This window comes from Streptomyces sp. NPDC043876 (assembly GCF_056435825.1).
This window is the reverse complement of sequence record NZ_JBWKDV010000004.1, coordinates 174,754-196,687: the sequence shown is the minus strand read 5'-3', so window position 1 is coordinate 196,687 and position 21,934 is coordinate 174,754. Positions and strand designations below refer to the sequence as shown.

Annotated in this window: 28 protein-coding genes; 12 read left to right on the top strand and 16 right to left on the bottom strand. The window is 72.8% G+C overall.

What is annotated here, in order from left to right; all coding sequences use genetic code 11:
- Nucleotides 1–35 precede the first annotated feature (35 nt).
- Nucleotides 36–257 (top strand): DUF7489 domain-containing protein, encoded by a 222-nt coding sequence (locus AC0693_RS14695; RefSeq protein ID WP_469317165.1) that lies wholly within the window; start codon nt 36–38, stop codon nt 255–257.
- 41 nt (nt 258–298) lie between these two features.
- Here AC0693_RS14695 and AC0693_RS14690 read toward each other — a convergent pair whose 3' ends face one another.
- Entirely contained in the window at nt 299–1,237 is a 939-nt protein-coding gene (locus AC0693_RS14690; protein ID WP_478801989.1) for an alpha/beta fold hydrolase, read from the bottom strand.
- A gap of 140 nt (nt 1,238–1,377) precedes the next feature.
- On the opposite strand from AC0693_RS14690, the gene AC0693_RS14685 reads away from it, so the two are divergent.
- On the top strand, nt 1,378–2,010 hold the full coding sequence (locus tag AC0693_RS14685; RefSeq protein WP_478801988.1) for a TetR/AcrR family transcriptional regulator: 633 nt from the start codon (nt 1,378–1,380) through the stop codon (nt 2,008–2,010).
- Nucleotides 2,011–2,034: 24 nt separating this feature from the next.
- Here AC0693_RS14685 and AC0693_RS14680 read toward each other — a convergent pair whose 3' ends face one another.
- Nucleotides 2,035–2,295, bottom strand: coding sequence for a hypothetical protein (locus AC0693_RS14680; RefSeq protein ID WP_478801987.1), 261 nt, complete (start codon nt 2,293–2,295; stop codon nt 2,035–2,037).
- A gap of 10 nt (nt 2,296–2,305) precedes the next feature.
- Between AC0693_RS14680 and AC0693_RS14675 the strand changes: the two genes are divergently transcribed.
- The 4 genes from AC0693_RS14675 (at nt 2,306) to AC0693_RS14660 (ending at nt 6,457) form a co-directional block, all read left to right on the top strand.
- Nucleotides 2,306–3,004, top strand: coding sequence for a DUF4386 domain-containing protein (locus AC0693_RS14675; RefSeq protein WP_478801986.1), 699 nt, complete (start codon nt 2,306–2,308; stop codon nt 3,002–3,004).
- Between the two features lie 246 nt (nt 3,005–3,250).
- Nucleotides 3,251–3,508 carry a hypothetical protein gene (locus AC0693_RS14670; RefSeq protein WP_356416057.1) on the top strand — a complete coding sequence of 86 codons (258 nt, stop codon included), beginning with the start codon at nt 3,251–3,253 and terminating at the stop codon, nt 3,506–3,508.
- A gap of 239 nt (nt 3,509–3,747) precedes the next feature.
- Nucleotides 3,748–5,022, top strand: a complete 1,275-nt coding sequence (locus AC0693_RS14665; RefSeq protein WP_478801985.1) for a ricin-type beta-trefoil lectin domain protein — start codon at nt 3,748–3,750, stop codon at nt 5,020–5,022.
- Between the two features lie 148 nt (nt 5,023–5,170).
- Entirely contained in the window at nt 5,171–6,457 is a 1,287-nt protein-coding gene (locus tag AC0693_RS14660; RefSeq protein ID WP_478801984.1) for an NAD(P)/FAD-dependent oxidoreductase, read from the top strand.
- An 18-nt stretch (nt 6,458–6,475) separates the two neighbouring features.
- On the opposite strand, the gene AC0693_RS14655 is transcribed toward AC0693_RS14660, so the two are convergent.
- The 3 genes from AC0693_RS14655 to AC0693_RS14645 form a co-directional block, all read right to left on the bottom strand.
- Nucleotides 6,476–7,342, bottom strand: coding sequence for an NmrA family NAD(P)-binding protein (locus AC0693_RS14655; RefSeq protein WP_478801983.1), 867 nt, complete (start codon nt 7,340–7,342; stop codon nt 6,476–6,478).
- Complete coding sequence (locus AC0693_RS14650) at nt 7,339–7,800, bottom strand: hypothetical protein (protein ID WP_478801982.1); 462 nt, start codon at nt 7,798–7,800, stop codon at nt 7,339–7,341. The genes AC0693_RS14655 and AC0693_RS14650 overlap by 4 nt, the downstream gene beginning before the upstream one ends.
- A gap of 126 nt (nt 7,801–7,926) precedes the next feature.
- Entirely contained in the window at nt 7,927–8,448 is a 522-nt protein-coding gene (locus AC0693_RS14645; protein ID WP_478801981.1) for a MarR family winged helix-turn-helix transcriptional regulator, read from the bottom strand.
- Between the two features lie 1,265 nt (nt 8,449–9,713).
- Between AC0693_RS14645 and AC0693_RS14640 the strand changes: the two genes are divergently transcribed.
- Nucleotides 9,714–10,052 (top strand): helix-turn-helix domain-containing protein, encoded by a 339-nt coding sequence (locus AC0693_RS14640; protein ID WP_469317155.1) that lies wholly within the window; start codon nt 9,714–9,716, stop codon nt 10,050–10,052.
- 87 nt (nt 10,053–10,139) lie between these two features.
- Nucleotides 10,140–10,799 (top strand): GNAT family N-acetyltransferase, encoded by a 660-nt coding sequence (locus tag AC0693_RS14635; RefSeq protein ID WP_478801980.1) that lies wholly within the window; start codon nt 10,140–10,142, stop codon nt 10,797–10,799.
- A gap of 24 nt (nt 10,800–10,823) precedes the next feature.
- On the opposite strand, the gene AC0693_RS14630 is transcribed toward AC0693_RS14635, so the two are convergent.
- The 4 genes from AC0693_RS14630 to AC0693_RS14615 all read right to left on the bottom strand — a co-directional run bounded on the left by AC0693_RS14630 (nt 10,824) and on the right by AC0693_RS14615 (nt 13,007).
- Nucleotides 10,824–11,276 (bottom strand): hypothetical protein, encoded by a 453-nt coding sequence (locus tag AC0693_RS14630; RefSeq protein WP_469317153.1) that lies wholly within the window; start codon nt 11,274–11,276, stop codon nt 10,824–10,826.
- Nucleotides 11,273–11,797, bottom strand: a complete 525-nt coding sequence (locus tag AC0693_RS14625; protein ID WP_469317152.1) for an RNA polymerase sigma factor — start codon at nt 11,795–11,797, stop codon at nt 11,273–11,275. The genes AC0693_RS14630 and AC0693_RS14625 overlap by 4 nt, the downstream gene beginning before the upstream one ends.
- Complete coding sequence (locus AC0693_RS14620; protein WP_478801979.1) at nt 11,787–12,245, bottom strand: DUF3995 domain-containing protein; 459 nt, start codon at nt 12,243–12,245, stop codon at nt 11,787–11,789. Before AC0693_RS14620 ends, AC0693_RS14625 begins: the two co-directional genes overlap by 11 nt.
- A gap of 174 nt (nt 12,246–12,419) precedes the next feature.
- Nucleotides 12,420–13,007 carry a CchlQ gene (locus tag AC0693_RS14615; protein WP_478801978.1) on the bottom strand — a complete coding sequence of 196 codons (588 nt, stop codon included), beginning with the start codon at nt 13,005–13,007 and terminating at the stop codon, nt 12,420–12,422.
- Between the two features lie 231 nt (nt 13,008–13,238).
- On the opposite strand from AC0693_RS14615, the gene AC0693_RS14610 reads away from it, so the two are divergent.
- Complete coding sequence (locus tag AC0693_RS14610) at nt 13,239–13,739, top strand: STAS domain-containing protein (RefSeq protein ID WP_478801977.1); 501 nt, start codon at nt 13,239–13,241, stop codon at nt 13,737–13,739.
- 85 nt (nt 13,740–13,824) lie between these two features.
- Here AC0693_RS14610 and AC0693_RS14605 read toward each other — a convergent pair whose 3' ends face one another.
- Complete coding sequence (locus tag AC0693_RS14605) at nt 13,825–14,700, bottom strand: oxygenase MpaB family protein (protein ID WP_478801976.1); 876 nt, start codon at nt 14,698–14,700, stop codon at nt 13,825–13,827.
- 375 nt (nt 14,701–15,075) lie between these two features.
- The gene (locus tag AC0693_RS14600; RefSeq protein WP_478801975.1) at nt 15,076–15,531 is read right to left on the bottom strand and encodes a hypothetical protein; all 456 of its coding nucleotides are present in this window, start codon (nt 15,529–15,531) and stop codon (nt 15,076–15,078) included.
- A 122-nt stretch (nt 15,532–15,653) separates the two neighbouring features.
- Here AC0693_RS14600 and AC0693_RS14595 point away from each other — a divergent pair, with 122 nt between their 5' ends.
- Nucleotides 15,654–16,706 carry a hypothetical protein gene (locus tag AC0693_RS14595; protein WP_478801974.1) on the top strand — a complete coding sequence of 351 codons (1,053 nt, stop codon included), beginning with the start codon at nt 15,654–15,656 and terminating at the stop codon, nt 16,704–16,706.
- Nucleotides 16,707–16,822: 116 nt separating this feature from the next.
- On the opposite strand, the gene AC0693_RS14590 is transcribed toward AC0693_RS14595, so the two are convergent.
- Together AC0693_RS14590 and AC0693_RS14585 are read right to left on the bottom strand one after the other, a co-directional pair.
- Nucleotides 16,823–16,975, bottom strand: coding sequence for a hypothetical protein (locus AC0693_RS14590; RefSeq protein ID WP_469317143.1), 153 nt, complete (start codon nt 16,973–16,975; stop codon nt 16,823–16,825).
- Between the two features lie 175 nt (nt 16,976–17,150).
- Nucleotides 17,151–17,579: a carbohydrate-binding module family 20 domain-containing protein gene (locus AC0693_RS14585; protein WP_469317142.1), complete on the bottom strand. Its 429-nt coding sequence runs from the start codon at nt 17,577–17,579 to the stop codon at nt 17,151–17,153.
- A 364-nt stretch (nt 17,580–17,943) separates the two neighbouring features.
- On the opposite strand from AC0693_RS14585, the gene AC0693_RS14580 reads away from it, so the two are divergent.
- Nucleotides 17,944–18,666 carry a 2-phosphosulfolactate phosphatase gene (locus AC0693_RS14580; RefSeq protein ID WP_478801973.1) on the top strand — a complete coding sequence of 241 codons (723 nt, stop codon included), beginning with the start codon at nt 17,944–17,946 and terminating at the stop codon, nt 18,664–18,666.
- Here the strand turns inward: AC0693_RS14580 and AC0693_RS14575 are convergent.
- Nucleotides 18,654–19,838 carry a spore photoproduct lyase family protein gene (locus AC0693_RS14575; RefSeq protein WP_478801972.1) on the bottom strand — a complete coding sequence of 395 codons (1,185 nt, stop codon included), beginning with the start codon at nt 19,836–19,838 and terminating at the stop codon, nt 18,654–18,656. The genes AC0693_RS14580 and AC0693_RS14575 overlap by 13 nt on opposite strands.
- A gap of 125 nt (nt 19,839–19,963) precedes the next feature.
- Here AC0693_RS14575 and AC0693_RS14570 point away from each other — a divergent pair, with 125 nt between their 5' ends.
- Nucleotides 19,964–20,404 (top strand): hypothetical protein, encoded by a 441-nt coding sequence (locus tag AC0693_RS14570; RefSeq protein WP_468465354.1) that lies wholly within the window; start codon nt 19,964–19,966, stop codon nt 20,402–20,404.
- A gap of 69 nt (nt 20,405–20,473) precedes the next feature.
- Here the strand turns inward: AC0693_RS14570 and AC0693_RS14565 are convergent, their stop codons facing one another.
- Together AC0693_RS14565 and AC0693_RS14560 are read right to left on the bottom strand one after the other, a co-directional pair.
- Complete coding sequence (locus AC0693_RS14565; protein ID WP_356416751.1) at nt 20,474–20,800, bottom strand: hypothetical protein; 327 nt, start codon at nt 20,798–20,800, stop codon at nt 20,474–20,476.
- 59 nt (nt 20,801–20,859) lie between these two features.
- Nucleotides 20,860–21,912 carry an Lrp/AsnC family transcriptional regulator gene (locus AC0693_RS14560; RefSeq protein ID WP_478801971.1) on the bottom strand — a complete coding sequence of 351 codons (1,053 nt, stop codon included), beginning with the start codon at nt 21,910–21,912 and terminating at the stop codon, nt 20,860–20,862.
- Between the last annotated feature and the right edge of the window lie 22 nt (nt 21,913–21,934).

Here is a 21,934-nt window from a genome sequence, read left to right as displayed (position 1 = left end):
GCCGGGGCGGCCGGTGGGCTCCGTAGAGTCCTCGCATGTCGAAAACACACGAAGCCGGACGTGACGACGCCTGGGAGGGCGTCGTCACCCACCTGTCCCGCGGCATGCTCGACGGGTCGAACATGTACCACTTCGCCGAGGTACGCCGTGCCGACGGACCGACCGCCAAGGTCCGGATCGGCCGACGGCTCTGGAAGTCCCTCGCGATCGGCGACCGCCTCGTCAAGCGGCCCGGCGCCGACCCGGTCAAGGAGTAGGCCCACCGGGGCAACGGGCGTGCCGCCGGGCGTGCCCCCGGTCAGGCGTCGGCGGCGGCGGGGTCGAGGGAGTCGATGTCCTCCATGAAGCCGAGCATCCGCGCGTTGACGAGGTCGGGATGGTCGATCTGCGGTCCGTGGCCCGTCGAGGCGAGGATCTCGACGCGGGCGCCGGGAATCAGCCGTGGGATGCGTTCCACCTGCCGTTTCGGGTGCACCAGGAGGCTGTGCTTGCCCATGATGACGGAGAGCGGGGTCCGGATGGAGCGCAGCTCGTCCTCGGACAGCGGCAGCGGCGCGGGCCGCCGGATCCGGTAGGCGCGGGCGCCGAGCTGGATCCACGGACGCATCTCCGGGACGGCCAGCACCGGCTGGTCCAGCCAGGCGGCGAGGCGCGGTCGCAGCGCCGCGGGGGCGAAGGTGGCGAAGAGGCTGACGAAGACCCAGGCGAAGAAGCGCAGGCCGACCTTCTCCAGGCCGCCCGGGTCGAGGGCGGTGACCGAGGCGAGCCGTCCGGGCCGCAGGTGGGCCTGGTTGAGCACCAGCCAGCCCCCGTAGGAGGAGCCGACGAGGTGGACCCGGTCGAGGCCGAGCGCGTCGAGCGCCTCGTCCATCCACTGGGCGGCGCGCTCGGGCTGCCACATGGGCTCGCGGTGGACGCTGCGGTTGGCGTCGCCCGGGGTGTCGAGGGCGTAGACGGGCCGGTCCACGCTCAGCCCGGGGGTGTTCGGGTACCACATGGCGGAGGAGTAGCCCGCGCCGTGGATCAGGACGATCGGGGTACGGCCCTCGGCCGCCGGGTCCTGGGGTCCGTACCGGTAGACGTGCGTGGTGCCGAAGCTCGTCTCGACGTCGGTCTCGGCGCGCAGCGGCGCTCCCATTGCGAAGAGCACGTCGGCGGCGGCGAAGTAGCGGTCGCGGAGCGCGTCGTTGACGTAGCGGCCGACGTCGCGTCGCACGCGGGGGGTGGTTCCGGGCACGGGGCACCTCCGGGGGTTTCGGCGTTTGATGGTACGAACGTATCACGTTGATGGTACGGCGGTACCATGAAGTGGCCGAGGGGCGGGCGCCCGGGGAGACCGGACCGCGACGACCGTCCGGCGAAGGGAGACACCGGCAGATGCCGAAGCGCGTGGATCACGAGGAACGGCGGGCCCAGATCGCCGAGGCGCTCATCCGGGTCGCGGGGCGCCGGGGGCTGCACGCCGTCGGCATGCGCGACGTGGCGGCGGAGGCCGGCGTGTCGCTGCGCCTCGTGCAGTATTACTTCGAAACCAAGGAGAAGCTGCTCTTCTACGGGCTCCAGCACCTGACCGAACGCTTCACCGCACGCGTGGGCGCCCGGCTGGCCGCCGCCGGGCCGCACCCCGGGCCGCGCACCACGATCGAGGCGCTCCTGCTCGCCTCGCTGCCCACGGACGAGGAGAGCCGCACCTTCCACCTCCTCTACAGCTCCTACGCGCTCCTGGCCGTCACTGACGCGGCGCTCGCCGCGCAGCCCTTCATCGACAAGCCCGACGCCGCCGAGGACGCCCTGACCGGCCTGCTCCGGCAGGCGCAGGACGCCGGCGCGGCCGATCCCGGGGCCGACGCGCGGACGGAGGCGATCAGCCTGCTCGCCATGACGGCGACCATGGGCACCAGCATCCTGGTGGACCAGCGCACCCCCGAGTCCGCCGTGGCCGTGATCCACCACCACTTGGACCGCATCTTCACCCCGCCGGGCAGGCCGGACAGCCGGATGACGGGATAACCGCGGCCCTCGCGCGCCGCGCCGCTACGCCCGGCGCGCGGACGTCCAGCCCTGGCGCCGAAGGCCTTCGAAGCCCTCCAGCAGGAGGTCCAGGGTGAACTCGAACTCGAACTGGTCGTCGCAACCGCCCCCGACCGCCGAGCCCCCCTCGTGTGCGGCCGTCGCGGCCAGTTCCGCGATGTGCGGGTAGTGCGCCGCCAGGGCGGGGTCCGGCGGGCCGGAGGGGCCCGAGGTGTCGAACAGTTCCTGGCTGAAGCCGAGCAGCCGGCTGCCCATCGCGTGCATGACGTGGTGCGTGAGGTCGGCGGAGAGGCCGCCGTCCCGGGAGGTCGCGGCGATCGCGGGGGCGGTGCTGTACCGCCCCCTGCTGGGCGCGGCGGACGGCCGGCTCGCGCAGGTCGCCGAGACGCGGGCGCTGCTCGGAGTGCTGTGCGAGGTGGTGCTGGTGGTGGCGGTGGCCAGCACCGGCGCGGCGCTGTTCCCCGTGCTGCGGCGCCACGGCGAGGGGCTCGCGCTCGGGTACGCCTTCGGGCGGCTGCTGGAGGCGGCCGTCATCGCCATCGGGATCGTCTCCGTACTGGCGCTCGTCACCCTGCGCCGGGACCCGGACCCGGCGGCCGGCGCCGATGGCGCGCTGGTGGCCGTCCACGCGTGGACGTTCCTGCTCGGGCCCAACATCGCCCTCGGCCTGAACACCGTCCTGCTCGCGCACCTGGCGTTCCGCGCCCGGCTCGTGCCGCGTTTCCTCGCCGTCCTCGGACTGGTCGGCGGCCCGCTGATCTGCGCCTCGGCCGTCGCGGTGATGTTCGGCGCCTACGCGCAGCTCTCCGTGGCGGGGTCGGTCGCCGCGCTCCCGGTGTTCGCCTGGGAACTGGGGCTCGCGGGGTGGCTGATCGTCAGAGGGTTCGGCCCCGGCCCGGCGGCCGCGTCCGCGAGGGGTACGGATGCCGCCCGCCCGGCGGGCCGTCCGTCGGTGGGGCAGGCCGGAGCCTGAGGGGGCCCGTGCGGGGCGGCCTCCCGCCCGGCCCGCACGGCGTTCCGCCAGGTCGGCGCCGCGCCGAACCGGCGACCGGGTGGGCGGACCGGCTGCGCCGATGCTCGCGCGGCGGGACGAGTGGGGGAGGATGGACCCCGCAGTGAGGGCGCCGTCCCCACCGGCCGGGCCCGCCCGGAGCCGGACGGGCGGCCTTCACGCGTTCGCGGGGCGCGGCCCCGGGGAGGGCGGCCAGGCGGAGTGAACATGATGGATGAACGGGTGTACTGCGGCGACGAGGGGCACCGCGTGCGGCCGACCCCCGGGCGGTTGTACGTCAGGCTGGTGGGCGGACCCCTCGACGGGCAGCTCCTCGACGTCACCAACCTGCCCGCACAGGAGCGGGTCGACGGCGTGTTGCTGGCCACCGACCGAGGCCTCTTCGGCCCCGGCGGATGCGCGCTCTACAGCCCCTCCGAGACGGACGCCGAGGGATCCTTCGTCTGGGACGGCGACACTCCCTGAGGGCGACCGCCGAACGGCCGGGCCCGTCCTGAGGGCGGCGCCCAACGGCCGCACCGTGCAGGCATCTTGACGCGGCCGTACCGTGCGCCTTGAATCAAGTCGTGAACAAAGGGGCCCGGACGAGCGGGTTCCGCGTTCACACCTTGGCGGCGGCTGCCTTGTGATCTGTCATGGGCATGTCGAATCCCCCCGCCTGTCCCTGCCTCCGTACGTCCCCCCCCACACACGGAAGCGATGTGATGACCGTGCACCCCACCTGGCACCGACGCGCACTCTTGTGTGCGCTCGCCCTGGTCTGCTGGACCGGCCTGGCCGCCCCGGCCACCGGCGCGCCGGCCCCCGCAGCCCCCGCCGCCGTCCCCTCGGCCGGCGCGGCCGCGACCTTCACCGATGACTTCGACGGACCTGCCGGAGCCGCCGTCGACCCGGGCAAATGGCAGGTCGAGACCGGTGACAACGTCAACAACCACGAGCGGCAGTACTACACGGCGGGCAACCGCAATGCTGCGCTCGACGGGCAGGGCCACCTGGTCATCACCGCCCGCCGCGAGAACCCGGGCAACTACGCCTGCTGGTACGGGCGCTGCGAGTACACCTCGGCCCGCCTGAACACCTCCGGCCGCTTCACGCAGACCTACGGACACGTCGAGGCGCGGCTCAAGGTGCCGCGCGGCCAGGGCATGTGGCCGGCCTTCTGGATGCTCGGCAACGACATCGGCCAGGTCGGCTGGCCCAACTCCGGTGAGATCGACGTGATGGAGAACGTCGGCTTCGAACCGTCGACCGTCCACGGCACGCTCCACGGCCCGGGCTACTCCGGATCCGGCGGCATCGGGGCGGCGTACTCCCTGCCCGCCGGCCAGGCCTTCGCCGACGCCTTCCACACCTTCGCCGTCGACTGGGCCCCCGATTCCGTCTCCTGGTCCGTCGACGGGGTCGTCTACCAGCGACGCACCCCTGCCGACCTGGGCGGACGGAGCTGGGCCTTCAACAAGCCGTTCTTCCTCATCCTCAACCTCGCGGTCGGCGGCTACTGGCCGGGCGACCCGGACGGCAGCACGGCCTTCCCCCAGCAACTGGTGGTCGACCACGTCCGCGTCACCACGTCCGACGGCGGCACCGGAGGCCGGACCGGCCGGATCAGCGGGCTCGCCGGCAAGTGCGTCGACGTCGCCGGGGCGAACCCGGCCAACGGCACACCGGTCCAGCTCTACGACTGCAACGGCACCGGCGCCCAGAACTGGACCTTCGGCTCCGACGGCACCGTACGTGCGCTCGGCAAGTGCCTCGACGTCGCGAGCGGCGGCACCGCCGACGGGACACCGGTCCAGCTCTACGACTGCAACGGGACCGCGGCCCAGCGCTGGGCGGTGTCCCCGGCCCGAGACATCGTGAACCCGCAGGCGGACAAGTGTCTCGACGTCACCGGCGGCGGCTCCGCCAACGGGACACGGCTGCAACTGTGGACCTGCACGGGGGCCGCCCAGCAGAAGTGGACGGTACCGGCGGCCTGACCGTCGCAGCGGGGTGATCACCCGGGGCCCTGCGGACGCCAGCAGGGCCCCGCCCGGCGTGCCTTCACGGACCGCGTCCCGCGCGGCGTAGCGTGGTCCGGGGCCGGTAGCCCGGAGTCCGGACCATCCGAAGCGAAGGTGACCGCGCATGGGACGGGACGAGAAGAACGGCCCGGACGTGATCGTGATCGGCGCGGGCGCCGCCGGCCTCGCCTGCGCCGCGGACCTGGTCGCGGGAGGGCTCCGCGTCACGTTGCTGGAAGCCTCGGACGGGGTGGGCGGGCGCATGCGCACCGACCGGGTCTCCGGGTTCACCCTCGACCGCGGTTTCCAGGTCTTCAACACGGCGTACCCGCAAGTCAAACGCCGCCTCGCGCTGCGCCCGCTGCGCCTGCGGCCCTTCACCCCCGGGGCGCTCGTCCACACGGGGGAGGGGCGCCTGCTCCGGTTCACCGACCCCACCCGGCGCCCCCGCGAGAGCCGCGACCTGCTCCCCGGCCGGCTGGCCTCGGCCCGCGACCTCGCCGCGCTCGGCCTCCTGACCGCACGCGACGGGCTGCTCCCGCCCCGGTGGTTGCGGGCGGGGGCCGACCGGACGACCCGGGCGGCGCTGGCCGGGGCCGGGATCTCCGACGAGCTGGTCGAGACGTTCTTCCGGCCCTTCCTGTCCGGAGTGTTCCTCGAAGACGGTCTGGAGACCTCCTCGCGGATGTTCCACTTCGTCTGGCGCAGCATGGTGCGGGGCACCCTGTGCCTGCCCGCCGACGGCATCGGAGCAGTTCCCGCCCAGCTCGCCGACGGACTGCCGCCCGGCGTGCTGCGCACCGGCGCCCCGGCCGCCCGGCTCACCGACCACGGCGCGGCCCTGACGGACGGCGGTGAACACCGCGCGCGAGCGGTCGTCGTCGCCACGAACCAGGCAGCGGCGGCCAGGCTCCTGCCGGCGCTGGACGTGCCCGCCGGCCGTACGGTCACCACCCTCTACTACGCCGCCGACCGCTCCCCGCTGCGCGAGCCGACGCTGCTCGTCGACACCGCACGCCGGTTCCTCAACACCTGCGTGCTCAGCGAGGTGCACCCCGGCTACGCGCCCGACGGCCGGGCCCTGATCGCCGCCTCCGTCCTCGGCGCGCCCGGGCCCGCGGAGGAGGCGGTGCTCCGGGCCGCGCTCTCCGAGGCGTACGGAGCGGACACGGACGGGTGGGAGACCTTGCACCGCTACACGGCCCGCGACGCGCTCCCCGCGATGCCCCCGCCCCTTCCGCTGATCCGGACGACCAGGGTGGGCCCGTTCCGCTACGTCTGCGGTGACCACCGGGCGACCGGCTCGCTCCAGGGCGCAATGGCCTCCGGCGCCAGGGCCGCCCGCGAAGTCCTCGCGGACCTTCACCGCCCGGGTGGCTCCGTACGCCCGTCACCGCGTCGCGCACCGTAGCGGCCGGGAGCGCCGGTCTCAGCGGAACGCGTCGATGTGCTCCGTCAGGAAGTCCTTCAGCCCCCGCGGGACGCGCCCCAGCAACCGGGCGACCGTGTCGGTGGGCTGTTCCGGTCGCGCGACGGCGAGCTGCTGGATCTCCACCACGTGGTCCGCGAGCCAGTCCGGCATTCCGCGCGCCGTGCTCAGCTGGGCACGGAACTGCTCCGGCGGCAGGTCCACGTAGCGCACGGGCCGCCCCCGCAGCCGGCCCAGCAGCTCGGCGAGCCGGTCGAAGGAGCAGGTCTCGGCGCCGGTCAGGGTGTACGTGCCCCCGGTCGGCCCCGGCCGGGTGAGGGCGGCGGCCGCCACCTCGGCGATGTCCCGGCAGTCGACGTAGTTGCACGCCGCCCGGCCCATCGCACCTGTCAGCAGGTCCCCGTGGGCCACGCCGGGCCCGAGCATCAGCAGGTTCTGCATGAACGCGTACGGACGCAGGACCGTCGCGGTGATGCCGGCCGCGCGCAGCCGGGTCTCCACGGTGTGGTGGCCGCGGGCTATGGCGACGGGGGAGTCCGGCTCGGAGGCGGGGGAGGAGATCTTGACGATGTGCCGGACGCCGGCGGCCACGGCCGTCTCGATGGCGCGCAGTTCGAACTCCACCTGGCGCGGGCCGTTCTCCATCGTGAGGAAGAGCTGGCTGCCGCCGCGGAACGCGGCATGCAGTGAGGCCGGGTCGGCCGCGTCGGCGTAGTGGCCTTCCACCAGCGGGCCGGCCGTCGCGCCGAGCCGGGTGCGCAGCCGCTGCGGATCGCGGCTGAGCGCCCGGCACGGCACCTCGCTGTCGGACAGGGTGCGCACCAGCGCGGCACCGGTTGCTCCGGTGGCTCCCATGACGATGATCATCGGTTTCCCTTCGAGGACGGAGTGGTGAAGCGGCCGCGCCAGCGCCAGCCGACGATCGTGGCGGCGAGGGCCGCGGAAAGCGGCAGGTCGAGGGTGAGGCGGTCGAGCGCCGGACCGTGCGGCCAGCCGGCCCAGGCCGGCTCGCCGTACTGGGCCGCGCGGGCGCAGATGAAGGCGAGAGCGGCCGCGAGGGCGGCGCCGGCGAGCGCCAGGACGGCGCGGCGTCCCGCCCCGGTCGCGCGGCGGCGGCCGAAGAGCTGCAACCAGCCGCCGACCAGCAGGGCGACCACGGCCGAGGTGCCGGCGATCGAGGTGCCGGCGGCCCGCAGCAGCTCGCTGTTCCCGCCGACGAGCGCGCCCGCGCCCGCCGTCAGCGCTGGCGCGGCGTACGCGGTCGCCACTTCGCGCCAGAGTCTGAACGGCGTTGGCTCGCCGGTCCGTTGGGCTGCTCGGGACATGTCATCCTCCCGAAGAGAGTCGGCCTTAGTCATTAGCTGCCTAACTATCGGGTCCGAAAAAAGCCGCCGCCCCGTGGCGACGGTTCGGCGGCGGCGCCACTCGCGCCGCCGCCTGCTCTGTTGCTCCTACTCGTCGACCAGGGCGTTGATGCCCTGTGCGATCCGCCCCAGCAGCACGAGGAACGTTCCGAGTTCGGCCTCGGTGAGGCCGCCGACCATCGCTTCCAGTCGCCGGAAGTGCTCGGGAGCCATCTCGCGCAGCCGCTGTGCGCCGCGCGCCGTCAGTACGACGACGCTTCCCCGGCCGTCCTCCCGGGAGGAGCGGCGGGCGACCAGGCCCTCCCGCTCCAGGCCGTCGACCAGCCCGGTGATCGTGGCTCGCGATACGCCGAGCCCGGCCGCCAGGTGCGAGGGCGACTTCTCACCCCCGCTGTCCTCCAGGTCGGCCAGTAGCCGGTAGCGGCCGGTTGAGAGGCCGAACCTGCCGAAGTGCACCTCGGCCGCCTGCCCGAGCCGAGCGCCCGTCGCCATCAGCCGGACCGCGACCAGCACGGCCTGCGGATCGGCGGACAGCCCGTAGCTCCGGATCTGGCGTGCGGCCTGATCCAGTGTCGGCTGTGCGTCGTCGCGAGCGGCGTTCTGAGGCATGCGAGTAATATGGCAGCTAATTACTTCCGCGTCAACGCGCATCCCCCTCCGGCTGCCGCGCGCCCACGACGGCGGAGCGCAGACCGGGGAAGCCGCAGGGTCGGTGCGGGCAGGAGGCTGGTCGTCGCCGGATCGCGACGAGCGGTCGGTGACGGCTGGCCGCACGCGGACGGGGCGCTCCGCGTAGCGGTGCAGGGCGACGCGCGGCCGTTCAGTTCCGGGGTGCCGACTGGGGCGGGTCGGGCGGGAACGGGGGGTTCTTGTCCGGCGCGGGGCGAGTGGTGGGGCGCCCGGCCGGGGGGTTGGACGTCGGGCGGGGGGATGGCCTGCGCGCGGTGACCGTCATGACCGGGACGGTACCGGCCGCCCCCGGCCGGGCGGGGCCGAACCGCGAAGTCCCGGGTGGCGGACAGTGGGCCCGCAGGTGTCGTCCCGCGATGCGAGGTGTGCCCGGCCATGGACGGCAACGATTACCTACTCGGCGGCTGCGCAGAAATCTGTCGTGGTCGCGGTAGACATCTGCCAGTCCTGTGGTTATGGTTTCTCTCGTAGCCAGAAAGACCGCAGGGCCGGGCAGACACGAACTGCCCGGCAAGAAGTACCAGCAGTACCAGCAGTACAAGTAGTTGCAGTACAGGTAGTTGCAGTACAGGTAGTTGCAGTACAGCAGTGCGGTGCGGTGGTGGAGTGTCGAAGCCAGGGCAGTTGCAGGACGGCGACGGGGCTGACGACCGGACCGGGTGGCCCGCAGTGATGAGGGGCCGCCGTGAGTGGTATCCCGCAGCGGAGTTCAGTGGAGTGGTACCTCGGTGAAGGCGTCGGCTGCGGGCGCGCGCACCGGGAAGTTCGGCAGTGGGGTTCTAAGCCAGAGCAGACGCAGGATGGGCGACGGGGCTGGCTGTCGAAGCGTGGCGCTGACAGAGGTCACGAGCAGTACGCAGTACCCAGCAGTACATGCAGCAGTTCAGTAGTGCAGTTGCAGTACCGGTTTGACGAGTCAGTGATCCCAGAGGGATGAACGGAGGAGCGGAAGCGCCATCAGGATCGCCCGGACGCCACGCGAGTCCGGGTGCCGCAGGACATCGATAGTGAGGTGGTCTCCGGTCACGCATCAGCGATCCCCGTACGGCCGACAGCTTTCGGGTCGGGCCTGCGGAGTCAGAAGGCCGGCGCGGTATCAAGGCCGGCAGATGGTGTAGCAGTTCCTTCGGGGCCCGGGTGCCACAGGCACCCGGGCCCCTCAACGTGTTCCCCAGAGAGGTGCGATGACCGCAGAGGACAGCCTCGGCCGACTCGACGACGACGATTTCCCCGCCTACACCATGGGCCGGGCCGCCGAACTGCTCGGCACCACCCAAGCCTTCCTCCGCGCCATCGGCGAGGCCCGCCTGATCACCCCGCTGCGTTCCCCGGGCGGACACCGCCGCTATTCCCGCTACCAGCTGCGCATCGCGGCCCGCGCCCGCGAACTCGTCGACCAGGGCACCCCCATCGAAGCCGCCTGCCGCATCGTCATCCTCGAAGACCAGCTCGAAGAAGCCCAGCGCATCAATGCCGAACACCGGCGCGCCGCGGGTTCTGTGAAGAGCACGGCGGTGGCGTGAGCCGAAGCGCCGTGGTCAACCACCACCCCTCTCCCGTAAGGTTCGTTCATCACTGGTAGCTATTACCGTTCAGAGGGATGGGCAGCGATGTCGGACACCGGGCTCACGGAACTCGTGCGGATGTGGATCGACGGCTGGGTCGTCTCGCGCGGCAGCTCGGACCCCATCGACGAGCCCTGGGGCTGGACGATCGACGTCGGGCAGCCCACGCACGTCGCCCGGCACGTGCTGCCGGAGCCGACCGAGGCCGACGTGCGCAAGATCGCCGCAGCGACGACCGCGCCCGGGACGTGGCTCAAGCTGTTCGCCGAGGACGAGGTGGTCCTGCCCTGGCTCGGGGCGGGCTGGCGGCACGCCGGTGCCGGTTTTCTGATGACCTGCCGACTGAAGCCGGAACGCGCGCAGGCGCCGGCCGCTTACACGCTCACCCGTTGGAGCCGGGGAGGCGTCACCCGGGTACTGGTCCGTACGCGCGAAGGGCACTTCGCCGCCCGAGGGCAGATCGCCCGGGCAGGCGGCCACGTGGTGGTCGACCAGATCGAGACCGCGCCCGAGCATCAGCGCAAGGGTCTTGGCGGCCTGGTGATGCGTTCGCTGCAGAGCGCCGCTCACGAGGCCGGCGCGACCACGGGCGTCCTGGTCGGGACGCCCGACGGCCGCGCGCTGTACTCCTCGCTGGGCTGGACCACGCGATCCCCGATGGCAAGCCTCTGGTACGAGCCCTCGGATGCCGCCCTCGACGAGTGAGCGCCGGCTGCCGGGCGCGCCCGGTCACAGCAACGACGCGAGACGCCGCACGCTCCGGCCCCCCTCACGCCGTACGCCCACGGGAACCAGCGCGGCACGGGTCGGCAGCCGCACCCCGCCCGTGAACGCCACCCGCGTGCCGCCACCTTCCGGCGCCGCCGCCACGCCGACCAGCAGGAACCGGCTCTGCAGCCAGCACCAGCCGGGCCGCTGCACCCCGCGCAGCCGTGCCCTCATCCCGTACCTGCTGCGCACCTCCGCCTCCACGCGCTCGCCGTGCCGAGCGACGACGCGCAACCGCTCCATGTCGGGCACCACCTGCCCGAAGCCGCCCTCCAGGTCGCCCAGCAGCTCCCAGACCCGCGCGAAGGGAGCGTCGACGTAGGCCTCGGTCACATGCGCCCCGCGCACCCCCGCCGCCAAGGCGCGCAGGCGGCGCACGGGGTCGGGATCGGTGCTGGGCCAGAGCTCGTTCATGACGTCCACGCCTTCCGGAAGGTGTCGCGGGCCCGGTGCAGCCGCGATTTGACAGTGCCCGTGCGCACGCCGAGCAGGGCGGCCGCGGTGCGCTCGTCCAGGCCCTCGACGTCACGCAGCATCAGCACCGCGCGGTGTTCGGGGGAGAGCCGTTCCAGTACGTCCGTGATGTCAGCGGAGAGCTGGGGATCTCCGCGGGCGGGCAGCGCGCTGAGATCGACGGGTACGGTGCGGGCGGCTCGGTGCGCGGTACGGATCGCCTCCCGCACGGCGATCGAGCGGACCCAGCCGTGCAGTGCCGCCGGGTCCTTGAGGGTGCGCAGCGACGTGAAGACCGCTACGAGCGTCTCCTGCGCGGCGTCCGCGCCGTGGCCCAGGGCGATGGGCGCGCAGACGCGGCCCACGTACGGGGCGAGGACATCGAGGAGTTCGGCCATGGCGAGGGTGTCGCCGCGCTGGGCGGCCCGTACGAGGCGGACCGTCCGGCCATCGGATCGTTGGTCGGATCGTTCATCGGGCACGGGCCGCGTCCTTCCAGCGCGCGACGCGCAGGGCGGCGACGGCCAGGACGGCGCACAGGGGGGTGTAGAGGATGAGGTTGAGCCAGTGGAAGGCGGTGCCGGTCTCCTTCGTGAACAGCCAGTAGACGCCTGCCAGGGCGCGCAGCGCGAGACCGGCGGCCACGGCCAGCGTGCCCAGTCGCAGGAGCGGGTGCCGGGGCCGGCGGGAGTGGGCGAGGACGAAGGCGGCGCCGGTGAGGAGCAGGGCGACGAGGGGAAGCAGGATCGGTGGTGTGAACGGCACGTCCGTGCCCAGAACCGCCGCGGAGAGGCTCCTGTCGTCGGCCGCGGGCCAGGTGGCACCCGTTGTCCAGTACAAGTGCAGCGCGGCGTCCGCGGTGAGCACCGAGGCGACGAGTGCGGCGGCCCCGGTGGGCGCGGCGGTGGGGGTGGGGAGCCGGTACGGCATGGGTCCTCCTGTGCGGCGGTGGATTTCCGGTCGGCATGAGGAGGAGCGGCGCGGGCAAAACGTTCCCTCGGACTCCGCGATTTCTTGACCGACGTACGGACCTCAGCCCCCGGGCCGACCGGCGGGCCGCTTCCGGCTCGGGCGGGAGGGGGGAAGGGCCGAAGCAGAGACGGGTCAGTGCCCCCCGGGCGTCCCGGGCGTCCCCGGCGACCCGGGCGCCGTTTCCGTCCCGCGTCCCGCGCAGTGTGCGCAGCGCTCGCGGCCGTCCCACACGGACCAGCCGAAGTCGGACGGGCTCAGGGCGCGGCCCTCCAACTCCGCGCGAACCGCCTCGCGGTAGGCCCAGACGGCGTCCAGGTAGGGGTGGTAGACGTCGTGGAACGCGGGGGCCGAGATCCCGGCGCCCGCGGCGACCGCCTTCCGGAGGGCGCGCAGGCGCTCGAACATGGTCTGGCCGGCGCCCGCGACCCGGGCGCTGGCGTCGAGGAAGAGGCGTTCGCGCACTTCGTATACGCGCGCGTCCGTCAGCGCCAGGCGGCTCGCTTCCTCCAAGCCGGTCGTCCCGGCGCCGTTCTGCGCGAGGTGGCGCAGTTCGGTGTGGGCCGCTCCCGCCGCCGCGATGAACTCCGTGTAGACGTCCCGACGGCGCGCCTGAAGCGCGCGGCGGTGCTCCTGGCGGGTGCGCAAGCGGTCCGCCAGCACCGTGCCCGCTATCGCGATCACACCACCGCCCAGTGTGGCGACCAGCGTTCCCCACTCCATACGTACGTCCCCCCGCGCCGGTGTTCCGCGGGGCGCCCCCCGCGGCGCCCGTCCCGCATCATGCCCGACAGCGGCGCCGGCCGGGGGCGGGGGGAGTGGATGGGCCACAGGCGGCCCCGTCACGGGGTGCCTCCGGCCTGCATGGCGTGCCGCACCGGGCCGAGGCCCCCTGCCGCGCCAGGATGGGCACGCTCCGGCCGGGAACCCGGTCGGCACGTGAGGAAAGGGCCCTTGTTGATTCCCGCGTTCACCGCCGAGGCCGAGCGCCGCGGCACCACCCTGCTCGTCAGCTTCAGCGGAGACCTGGACATGGCAGCCGCGCCTGTCATGCACGCGGCCCTGGCTGACCGCCCGGGCGACGCCCTCACCGGCCCCATCGCGGGCCTGGTCACTGGTGCCACTACCGACCTCGGCGGCAGCGGCGTCATCACGGACGCGGCCGACGGCATCACCGTCACCGTGCTCATGGTCGACCTGCACCGGGTGCCGTTCATGGACACATCCGGGCTGCTCCTGCTGCTGGACCTGCACCGGCGAGCGGAATGCCTGGGCCTGCGCGTCCTGGTCGTCGGATGGCAGACGCAGCCCGCCAAGCTCATGGCCGGCGCCGCCGGCATCCCCGGACCGGGCCCCGCCACCGGCGGCCGCTACGCCGTGACCGGCTTCCGGCGCCTGATCGAAGAACGCGGCGAACGAGCCCGGGCCGCAGCCCTCGGTGCGTCCCTGGCCTGACCTCCCGACGGCCGTCGAAGCGGGACCGGCTCAGGGGGTCTGGTGCATCTCCGCGCCGTCGCGATGCAGACCCGACAGACACCCGCTAGTGGGCCGGTGCGGGCGGCGGGGTCATCGCCCACCGGATCGTCCGCGTCAGGGCGTGCCCCGACAGGCGTACGCAGGTCTCCCGCGGGCCCGTCGCGGCGCGCAAGCCGAGGAGCGGGGGAGCCCACGGCGGGAGCAGGGCCACCGCGTTCGCGGCGAGCAGGGCGTACGGGGCCCGGGCGGCCCGGGGGAGCGGCGGCTCGCGGAGGATGAAGCGGGCCGCGTCGAGGGCCTCGGGCGTGATCCGCAGCTCCGGCCGGTACCCGGCGAGCACGGCCGCCAGCGCCTCCCGGTCACGGGGCGGGTCCACCACGCCGAGCGCCGCCGCCACCCGCGCGGTGTCCTCGACGTAGGCGTCGCAGCCCGCCGCGTCCAGGGGCCGCGCGCCGAAGCGCTGGTGCGCCCGAAGGAAGCTGTCGACCTCGGCCGCGTGCACCCAGCCCAGCAAATGCGGATCGCCGGCCCGGTACGGCTCGCCCGCGGCGGTGGCGCCCCGTATCCGTTCGTGCACCGCCCGGACCCGGTCGACGGCGTCCTGTGCGTCCTGCGCGGCGCCGTAGGTGGTGACGGCCAGGAACGTGCTGGTGCGTTGCAGCCGGCCCCACGGGTCCCCGCGGAATCCGGAGTGCGCCGCGACGGCGGCCATGGCGAGCGGGTGCAAGGACTGGAACAGGAGCGCGCTCAGGCCCCCGATGAACATCGACGCATCGCCGTGCACCCGGCGGATGGGCCGGTCGGGGCCGAACCAGCGCGGCCCCGGCGCACCGTGGATCCGGGCGCGGTTGTCGGGGCCCGACGGTCCGGCGACCCGGCTGAACAGCGCGGAGCCGAGCCGCTCGCGCAGGTGCCGGCCGCCGGCCGCAAGCGTGTCCATGCAAGGGTCCTACCCACCGCGAGCCCGGCCCATCGCCGCGCGGCGCATGCACCCGTCCGGGCGCGGGCGGCCCGGGAGCCCCGGCGGCACACCGCCCGGGGGCAAGACGGGGCAGCCGACCGAGGCGTCTCACGGACCTCCGGGCTGCCAGTCCCCTTAGCTTAGAGTCCTGGCATATGCCTTCCGCAGAGGCGGCCCCCGGCCCTACGGTGTGGGGCACCGGCCACGGCCGGCCCGGGCGTCCCTCCCGCCCTCCCTGCGGGAGGGCCTCCGCCGGGCGCGCCCCGCAGCCCGTCGGCTCGGATGTGAGGCCCAGCCGGAGGACCGTACGCGGTTCGGTGACCGGCCGCGCTGACACGGGTCCACATGAGCACATCATTCGGCCCTGAACCGAGGCCCACCGCCTCGCCGCGACCACAGCCTCAGCGGAGTCAGTAGCCGGCTGTACGGCCGACGAGCGGGTGCTGCGTCCTGAGGTTCTGGCGGAGTTTCAGCTTCGATCTCCCTCAGCAGTTCCCCCTCCAGGTCATAAAGCTCAACACTGAACCGCAGGCCGAACCGGGTCAGCAGTGCGGCCAGGTCTTCGAACCGTTGGGGATCGACGACTCCGTACAGGAGCGTGTCGCCCGAGGTCGGCTCCACCTCGATGCGGCACCAGCCGGTCTCGACCTCATACGACTCCCACGACGCCGACCTGGAACTCCAGCCTGCCCCGATGAACCGCTCAGCCACGAACGAAGCACTCGGGGCGCCTGCCAGGCCCCCGCACACGTTGTTGTTGATCTCATGCCAGGCGGGATCGAGCGGCTGTCCCTCATCGGATATGTCCACAGCCGGATTATGAAACGAACCGCAGCTCTCGATCGCACGCGCTTCTCCCTCACCCGGCCGGGGGAGGGGGATCACTCCGGTGGCTGACGCCGTCGCGCCGCGGTCGGTGCGACGTTCAGAGCATGACCAGTGGTGAACGGACGGTGCAGGCGCTCTGGAGCGCGTGGTGGCAGCGGTGGCCGTGTTGGGTGGCCCGGGCAACGGCGCTGTGGGGGGTGCTGTATGCCGGTTTCGGTCTGGCGTGCGCGCTGAGGGGGACCGCCCTGACCTCCTTGCTCCACCCCGGCGGCGGTTCGAGGGCCTCCGGGACGGGGTGGGTGGTCATGGCGGTGGGCGCGCTGGTGACGCTGGTCGGCGCCGCGGTGGTGCGGTACGGGCTGCGGCCGGCGTTACGGGTGCTGCTCTGGGTGGGCTGCGGGCTTGCCGCAATCACCGCCTTCGGCCTGCTGATGGATGTGATCACGTTGATGCTCGGTCAGGGCGTGGACAGCCGGGCGTCCGCTGCGAACAAGGCCCTGGCGGCGGTCGGGGCGGTCCTGCTCGCGGCCACGGCCCGGTCCGGCCGCCTGTCCTCCGGCGCTGCCGTACGAGCGTCGGCCGCTGCATCGCGGCTCGTCCGACGTGCCCCCTGGGCGGGGACCCTGGCCTTCGTCCCGTACGCGGCGATGAAGCTGGTCTGGGCGTCCGGCGGCACGTTCGCGGGGATCACCGGCGAGGAGATGCTCGCGGTCTCGGAGCGGAACGGCGCCTCGGGGATCTTCCTCACCCTGGAGTCCTGGGGTCTGGACCCCACCGCGCTGCTGGCCGCGCTCGGCGTCTTCCTGCTCTGGGGACTGGTCCGGCCGTGGGGTCAGGTCTTCCCGCGCTGGACTCTGTTCCTGCGCGGCCGACGGGTGCCTCGCTGGCTCCCGCTCGCCCCGGCTCTGCTCGGCGCTGCCACGCTCGCGCCGTACGGCGTTGTGGGCGTCGGGTATCTGGCACTGGTCGCGGCCGGCGTCGTGACGATGCGGCGAGGTGACTTCCACTCCGCGGGCGACGCGCTGCTGGTCGGCTGGATCGGGATGGCCGCCTTCGCCGTTTATGGCATCGCCCTGACCGTCGCGGCCCGCTCGTACTGGCTTCGGACGCGACCCGCCTGCCGGACGAGCCGGATGCGTGTCAGTCCTTTCCCGTAGGACGGGCAAGTTCTCCTACCGCACCACCCTGCCGGGCGCGGCAAACGCGGAGCAGTGCGACGTGGACCTGGACGAGGGAATGCTCACGGACGATCGGGTCGGGCGCTTCGGACGCCTCAGGTACCCGGCAGTGCGTCCGGCTCCCGGCCCTCGACCCGGTACGTCTCGGTCCAGGTGCTCCCGCACCGGCAGTGGTAGGTCTCCACCAGCTCGCCGGTCGCTGATATGTCCATGCCGTCCCTGAGGCGGACGTGTACGTGTTGGCCCATGGCGGCACCTGCTGATCTGTGGTGGTGGGGTCCGCCCAGTCTGGGTGGGGTCGTCAACGCCCGCAACGGCTGTCCGACAGGCGGGATCGATCAGAGCCTTAGAGATCGCGTTCTGTTTCCGTTGTCAGGGGGCCTGGAGGGCCGGGCGGCGTCCGCCCGGCCCTCGCTGCGGTGGTCAGTTCCGGAAGGCCTCATGGGTGACGTAGGCCCCCGTCGGCGGGGTGACCGTGGTGCGGTTGGGGCCGTTCTCCCATATGACCGGAGCGTTGACGGCCTTGATGATGTACTTGTACTCCACGTGGGCATTGGCCGGCAGGACCACGGTCGCCGACCAGGTCGGGTAGGTCGCCGAGGACAGCGGTACCGCCTTGTCCGGGTTCCACGACCCGAGTTCCGGACTGTTGCCCGTCAGGTAGACCTGCTGGCCCCACTGCGTGTAGGTGGCGACGTTGAACGTGGCCACGACGGAACTTTCCCGCACGGCTACGGCTGCGGCCGCGGTCGGGGCGGCCAGCGCAGGCGGAGCCATGAGCGCCCCGAGGAGCAGGGCGAGTACGGCCGCGAAACCCAGGCGCAGGCGGGTTCGAGGGTGATTGCGGTCCATGGGGAACGTCCTTTCGGTGAGAGTGGAAAGGGGTGTCAGGCCCTGACGCGACCCCATCCTCATGAGGCCTCCCACCTTGCGCAAGTAGGTGAAGGATTTTTCAGACGTTGTCGATACGTGCGCCCAAGTGCCTGCTCAGACTCGCTTTAGGTGCTGCAAGAAGTTTCAATCAACGTGCCAAGAGTTCGGCTTCCCAGCGGAGGACCAGGTGACCGCCCCGACCGTCGCGTAAGACCGTTCCCCCCGCCACTGCTGACGCGAGCGGTCGATGTCTTGACTTGTCCGCGAGCGCTTCGTGCAACGTCCACCGCGCATCGTCAGACAGCCGTTCCGCCCCAAGATCCCGTGCGCGATCATGACCGGCATGAAGACTCGTTTCCTCGGTATCCCCGATCTGGCCGACGTCCCTTCCGTGGCGGTCGTGGTGGACGTCATGCGCTGCTTCACCGTGGCCGCCTGGGCCTTCGCACGGGGTGCAGAGAAGATCGTTCTTGCCGAGTCGCTGGACGAAGCCCTGGAACTCACCTCCCGGCACCCGGATTGGGTGGCGCTGAAAGACGGGCCGCCCGCCCCCGGGTTCGACTTCGTCAACTCGCCGGGCATGTTGCGCTCCGCTGACCTCCGCGGTCGGACCCTCGTGCAGAAGACCACTGCGGGGACGGTCGGCGCCCTCGCGGTCAAGGAGGCGTCACTGGTGCTGTGCGCGAGCTTCGTGGTGGCCGAGGCCACGGCTCAACTTCTGCGGACGCACGGCGGTGACGACGTCACCTTCGTGATCACCGGCGAGGACGGGCGGGCCGACGAGGATCTGGCGTGTGCGCAATACATCGCCCGCAGGGTGACCGGGACCGGGATGACCGGGACCGGGGCGACCGAGTCGGGGACGGGCGCGGCGCAGTTCCTCCGCCGAGCCGCCCAGTCGCGCGCGGCGGCCGAACTGGCGGACGGGAGGCGCCAGGGAGTCCATCCCGATGACACCGCACTGTGCCTCGACCTCGACCGGTTCCCGTTCGCGCTGGTGGCGACCGCGGAAGGCCCCCTCATGGTCCTGCGTCCCTCCGGCATCCCGAGTGATCAGAAGGCGTAGCGGATCCGCAGCCACGGGGCGCGGGAGGCGACAAGGCGGCCGACGGTCTCGACGGCGGCGGCCTTGTCGGCGTTGCGGTAGCGGACGTTCCAGCTGCCGTTCTCGGAGCGTTTGGCCTGCTGGAGCTCGGGGCGCCACAGCATGTCCTCGGCTCGCGGGTGCCAGGCCAGGTTCAGGTCGTGCAGCTCCTTGTTGTGCGTCAGCATGATCACCTCTGCCGCCGCCTGCTCCTTCACGGCGCGGGGCAGCACGTCGTCCATGTGGCGCAGCAGTTCCGCCCAGTCGTGCTCCCACCCGGGCCGGATGACGACGGGCGAGAGGTTGAAGTGCACCTCGTAGCCCGCTTCCAGGAAGTCGGCGGCCGCCGCGATGCGCTGCTCCACGGGGCTGGTACGGATGTCCAGCACCCGGGAGTCCTGCGGCGGCATCACGGAGAAGCGCACCCGGGTGCGGGCGCGGGGGTCGAGCAGGAGCAGATCGGGGTTGACGAACTTGGTGGCGAAGGAAGCCTTGGCCGTGGGCCAACGGGCGAACGCGTGCACCAGGTCGGCCGTGTTCTCGCAGATGAGGGCGTCGACCGAGCAGTCGTTGTTCTCACCGATGTCGTAGACCCAGGCGGTGGGGTCGCACTGGTTGGCCTCGCGCTTGGGTCCTTGCCGCGCGATGTGCCGACCGAGGTGGGCGATGATCTGCTCGATGTTGGTGAACACCGTGATCGGATTGGCGTACCCCTTGCGGCGGGGAACGTAGCAGTAGGCGCACGCCATCGCGCAGCCGTTCGCGGAGCCCGGGGCGATCCAGTCGGCCGATCTGCCGTTCGGCCGCGTGGTGAGGGTCTTCTTCTCGCCCAGGACCAGGACCTCGCTCTTGATGCGGACCCACCGGTCGAGGTTGCCCTCGTTCCCGTGCAGCTGCGGAATGCGCCAGTGCGAGTCCACGTCGACCACCCGGGCGTCCGGGAACCGCGCGAGGACCTGCCGCCCGCGGGGCGAGGCCGCGGCCGCGGGTTCGGCGTGGATCTCGCGTACCGAGAGCATCCGGCGTGCGGCGGGGGAGTCGCGGAACGAGGGGCCGATGAGCGGGCGGGACCGCGGGGCGCCGTAGCCGTCGGCTCCCGCCGGCAGGTCCTCCAGAGAGAACAGCGCACCATCGCCCTCGTCTTCGCGGTCCATACATGCACTCTAGGACGTCGCGCCCCGCCGAGCCCGGTCCGCACGGGACGACCGGGCCGTCGGACGGCGAGAGCGTGCCGGGGCCCTCGTACGCGGGTGGCGGCCGGGCAGGCTACTTTTCTCGGATGAGTCTCCTTGATGATGTGGCCGAGCGCGACGGCTGGCAGTGCTGGGTCTGTGACGAGCCGGTCGACCCCCACGAGTCGGTGAACGACCCGCGGGGCCCCAGCGTGGACAGCCGGACCGCCGACCGGAAGGCGAAGGTCCCCGAGCGGCTCGCGCACCGCGGCTGCAACACCCGCAAGGGCGCGGTCAAGGTGGTCATCGCCTGGCCCGAGCGCCTGTACGTGGTCGAACCCGCGCCGCTGATCACCGTCGCCGAGCGGCTGGAGCGCAAGGGGGGCCGCGAGATGGTGGGCCGGTGCCCGACCAAGAAGGACGCCCAGGAGGCGGCGGACTGGCTGGTGGACCGCTTCTCCCGGCTGGTCCCCGGGCTGCCGGTGACCGCCGAGGTCCAGCCGGGCGGCGGCCAGTTCCTCGTCATGCTGGCCGCCGGCCGCCGCTGACCGGGGAAGCACACGCGTCCGCACGTGACCACGCGGGGCCCGCGCCCGGGGGAGCCGGCCGGCTCGTGGTCAGAGCGACTGCTCGCCGTCCTCCCGGGCGAGACGGAGCGCGAGTTCCTGGAGGATCTCGTCCGTGCCCGGTTCCGCGCCTGTTTCGTCGTACGCGGCGGCGACCGCGGCAAAGGCGGCGATGAAGCCGTTGACCAGGGCGCTCAGGGGCGCGGAAAGCTGCGTGAGTACGGCGCTGCCGATGTCTTCCGGGTCGCCTTCCGCCGGCACCAGGAAGTGGCTCGGGGTGACCTCGGCGAGGAGTTCGGAGGCGAAACCCTCGCCGACGTCCGCGCGCAGGGCGGTGAGCGCTGCGATGGCTTTGAGTTTGATCTCGTTTTCGTGCACGGCCCGAGCCTACGGGCGCCCGGGACGAAGGGCGGTCGATACTGCGGTCGGCTCGACCGTCACGGAACCGGCACCGGGTCCCGCCAGATGTCCATCGGCACGGCGCGGATCGCGCGCCCGTCCGCGTCGAGGATCCGGCCCATCCGTTTCACCGTGCGCAGGGACACGCGGCGCTCCGCCACCCGCAGGTCGGGGAACCTGCGGGCGAGTGCGGCTTCCAGTCGCTGCACGTCGGCGAGGGAGCGCTGCCAGACGGAGAGGACGAGGTTGTGCGGGCCGGTGACGGCAACGCACAACCGGACCTCGGGAAGCCGGGCGAGCTGGGGGCCGACCTCGTCGAGCCGGTCCGGGGGAAGGTCGGCCCGGAAGGTGGCCAGGACCGGTCGCCCGGCGTCGCGGGCCGCGATCTCGCAGCGGAACCGGATCGCGTCGCAGGCGCCCAGCCGGTTGAGGCGCCGGCGCAGCGTGGAAGGGCTCAGCCCGGTGGCGGCGGCCAGCTCGGCTTGGTCGAGGCGGCCGTCGACGCCCAGCCTGATGAGCAACTCCCGGTCCTCCTCCCGGATGTCGGCCCGTACCGCGGAGGGCGTCCCGTGACCCCTGGCGTGATCGGCGTGGAGTCCCCCGCGCTGGGCGGGATCCAGCGAGTCCAGTCGCCAGCGGATGCCCTCGGCGTAGAAGGCGGTCGACAGGTGGACGCGCACGCCGGTGACCCCCGGGAGCCGTCCCAGCCGTTCGGCGGTGTACCGCGAGACCATCGACAGGTCGGTGAAGGCCGCGGTGACGGCCAGGTCGCAGCCCTGGGAGACGTGTTCGATGCTCATCACGTGCGGGTCTTCGGCCAGGTCGGCGGCGATCCGCCGGAGCCGGTCGGGAGCGCAGTCGAGGTCCAGGTGGGCGACGCAGCCGCGGTCCTCCGGGTGCGGCAGCCCGTAGGCGGTCACCCAGGCGATCCCGGCCTCCGAGAGCCGTCGCCACCGGCGGGCGGCGGTGACCGGGCTGATGCCGAGGGTCCGGCCGAGCAGTGACCAAGGGGCCCGGGGCCGCAGCTGCATCGCGTTCACCAGGGCGAGGTCCAGCTCGTCCACGGTCACATCGGCGCCCGTCACGCTCACCGGCCGGTTGGTTCGTTCATCG

What these genes read in the sequence shown, in the direction of transcription:
- AC0693_RS14695 (WP_469317165.1), top strand. Translation starts at nt 36, where the DNA reads ATGTCGAAAACACACGAAGCCGGACGTGACGACGCCTGGGAGGGCGTC.
- AC0693_RS14685 (WP_478801988.1), top strand. Translation starts at nt 1,378, where the DNA reads ATGCCGAAGCGCGTGGATCACGAGGAACGGCGGGCCCAGATCGCCGAG.
- AC0693_RS14680 (WP_478801987.1), bottom strand. Translation starts at nt 2,295, where the DNA reads ATGCACGCGATGGGCAGCCGGCTGCTCGGCTTCAGCCAGGAACTGTTC.
- AC0693_RS14670 (WP_356416057.1), top strand. Translation starts at nt 3,251, where the DNA reads ATGATGGATGAACGGGTGTACTGCGGCGACGAGGGGCACCGCGTGCGG.
- AC0693_RS14665 (WP_478801985.1), top strand. Translation starts at nt 3,748, where the DNA reads ATGACCGTGCACCCCACCTGGCACCGACGCGCACTCTTGTGTGCGCTC.
- AC0693_RS14660 (WP_478801984.1), top strand. Translation starts at nt 5,171, where the DNA reads ATGGGACGGGACGAGAAGAACGGCCCGGACGTGATCGTGATCGGCGCG.
- AC0693_RS14655 (WP_478801983.1), bottom strand. Translation starts at nt 7,342, where the DNA reads ATGATCATCGTCATGGGAGCCACCGGAGCAACCGGTGCCGCGCTGGTG.
- AC0693_RS14650 (WP_478801982.1), bottom strand. Translation starts at nt 7,800, where the DNA reads ATGTCCCGAGCAGCCCAACGGACCGGCGAGCCAACGCCGTTCAGACTC.
- AC0693_RS14645 (WP_478801981.1), bottom strand. Translation starts at nt 8,448, where the DNA reads ATGCCTCAGAACGCCGCTCGCGACGACGCACAGCCGACACTGGATCAG.
- AC0693_RS14640 (WP_469317155.1), top strand. Translation starts at nt 9,714, where the DNA reads ATGACCGCAGAGGACAGCCTCGGCCGACTCGACGACGACGATTTCCCC.
- AC0693_RS14635 (WP_478801980.1), top strand. Translation starts at nt 10,140, where the DNA reads ATGTCGGACACCGGGCTCACGGAACTCGTGCGGATGTGGATCGACGGC.
- AC0693_RS14630 (WP_469317153.1), bottom strand. Translation starts at nt 11,276, where the DNA reads ATGAACGAGCTCTGGCCCAGCACCGATCCCGACCCCGTGCGCCGCCTG.
- AC0693_RS14620 (WP_478801979.1), bottom strand. Translation starts at nt 12,245, where the DNA reads ATGCCGTACCGGCTCCCCACCCCCACCGCCGCGCCCACCGGGGCCGCC.
- AC0693_RS14615 (WP_478801978.1), bottom strand. Translation starts at nt 13,007, where the DNA reads ATGGAGTGGGGAACGCTGGTCGCCACACTGGGCGGTGGTGTGATCGCG.
- AC0693_RS14605 (WP_478801976.1), bottom strand. Translation starts at nt 14,700, where the DNA reads ATGGACACGCTTGCGGCCGGCGGCCGGCACCTGCGCGAGCGGCTCGGC.
- AC0693_RS14595 (WP_478801974.1), top strand. Translation starts at nt 15,654, where the DNA reads ATGACCAGTGGTGAACGGACGGTGCAGGCGCTCTGGAGCGCGTGGTGG.
- AC0693_RS14590 (WP_469317143.1), bottom strand. Translation starts at nt 16,975, where the DNA reads ATGGGCCAACACGTACACGTCCGCCTCAGGGACGGCATGGACATATCA.
- AC0693_RS14585 (WP_469317142.1), bottom strand. Translation starts at nt 17,579, where the DNA reads ATGGACCGCAATCACCCTCGAACCCGCCTGCGCCTGGGTTTCGCGGCC.
- AC0693_RS14580 (WP_478801973.1), top strand. Translation starts at nt 17,944, where the DNA reads ATGAAGACTCGTTTCCTCGGTATCCCCGATCTGGCCGACGTCCCTTCC.
- AC0693_RS14575 (WP_478801972.1), bottom strand. Translation starts at nt 19,838, where the DNA reads ATGGACCGCGAAGACGAGGGCGATGGTGCGCTGTTCTCTCTGGAGGAC.
- AC0693_RS14570 (WP_468465354.1), top strand. Translation starts at nt 19,964, where the DNA reads ATGAGTCTCCTTGATGATGTGGCCGAGCGCGACGGCTGGCAGTGCTGG.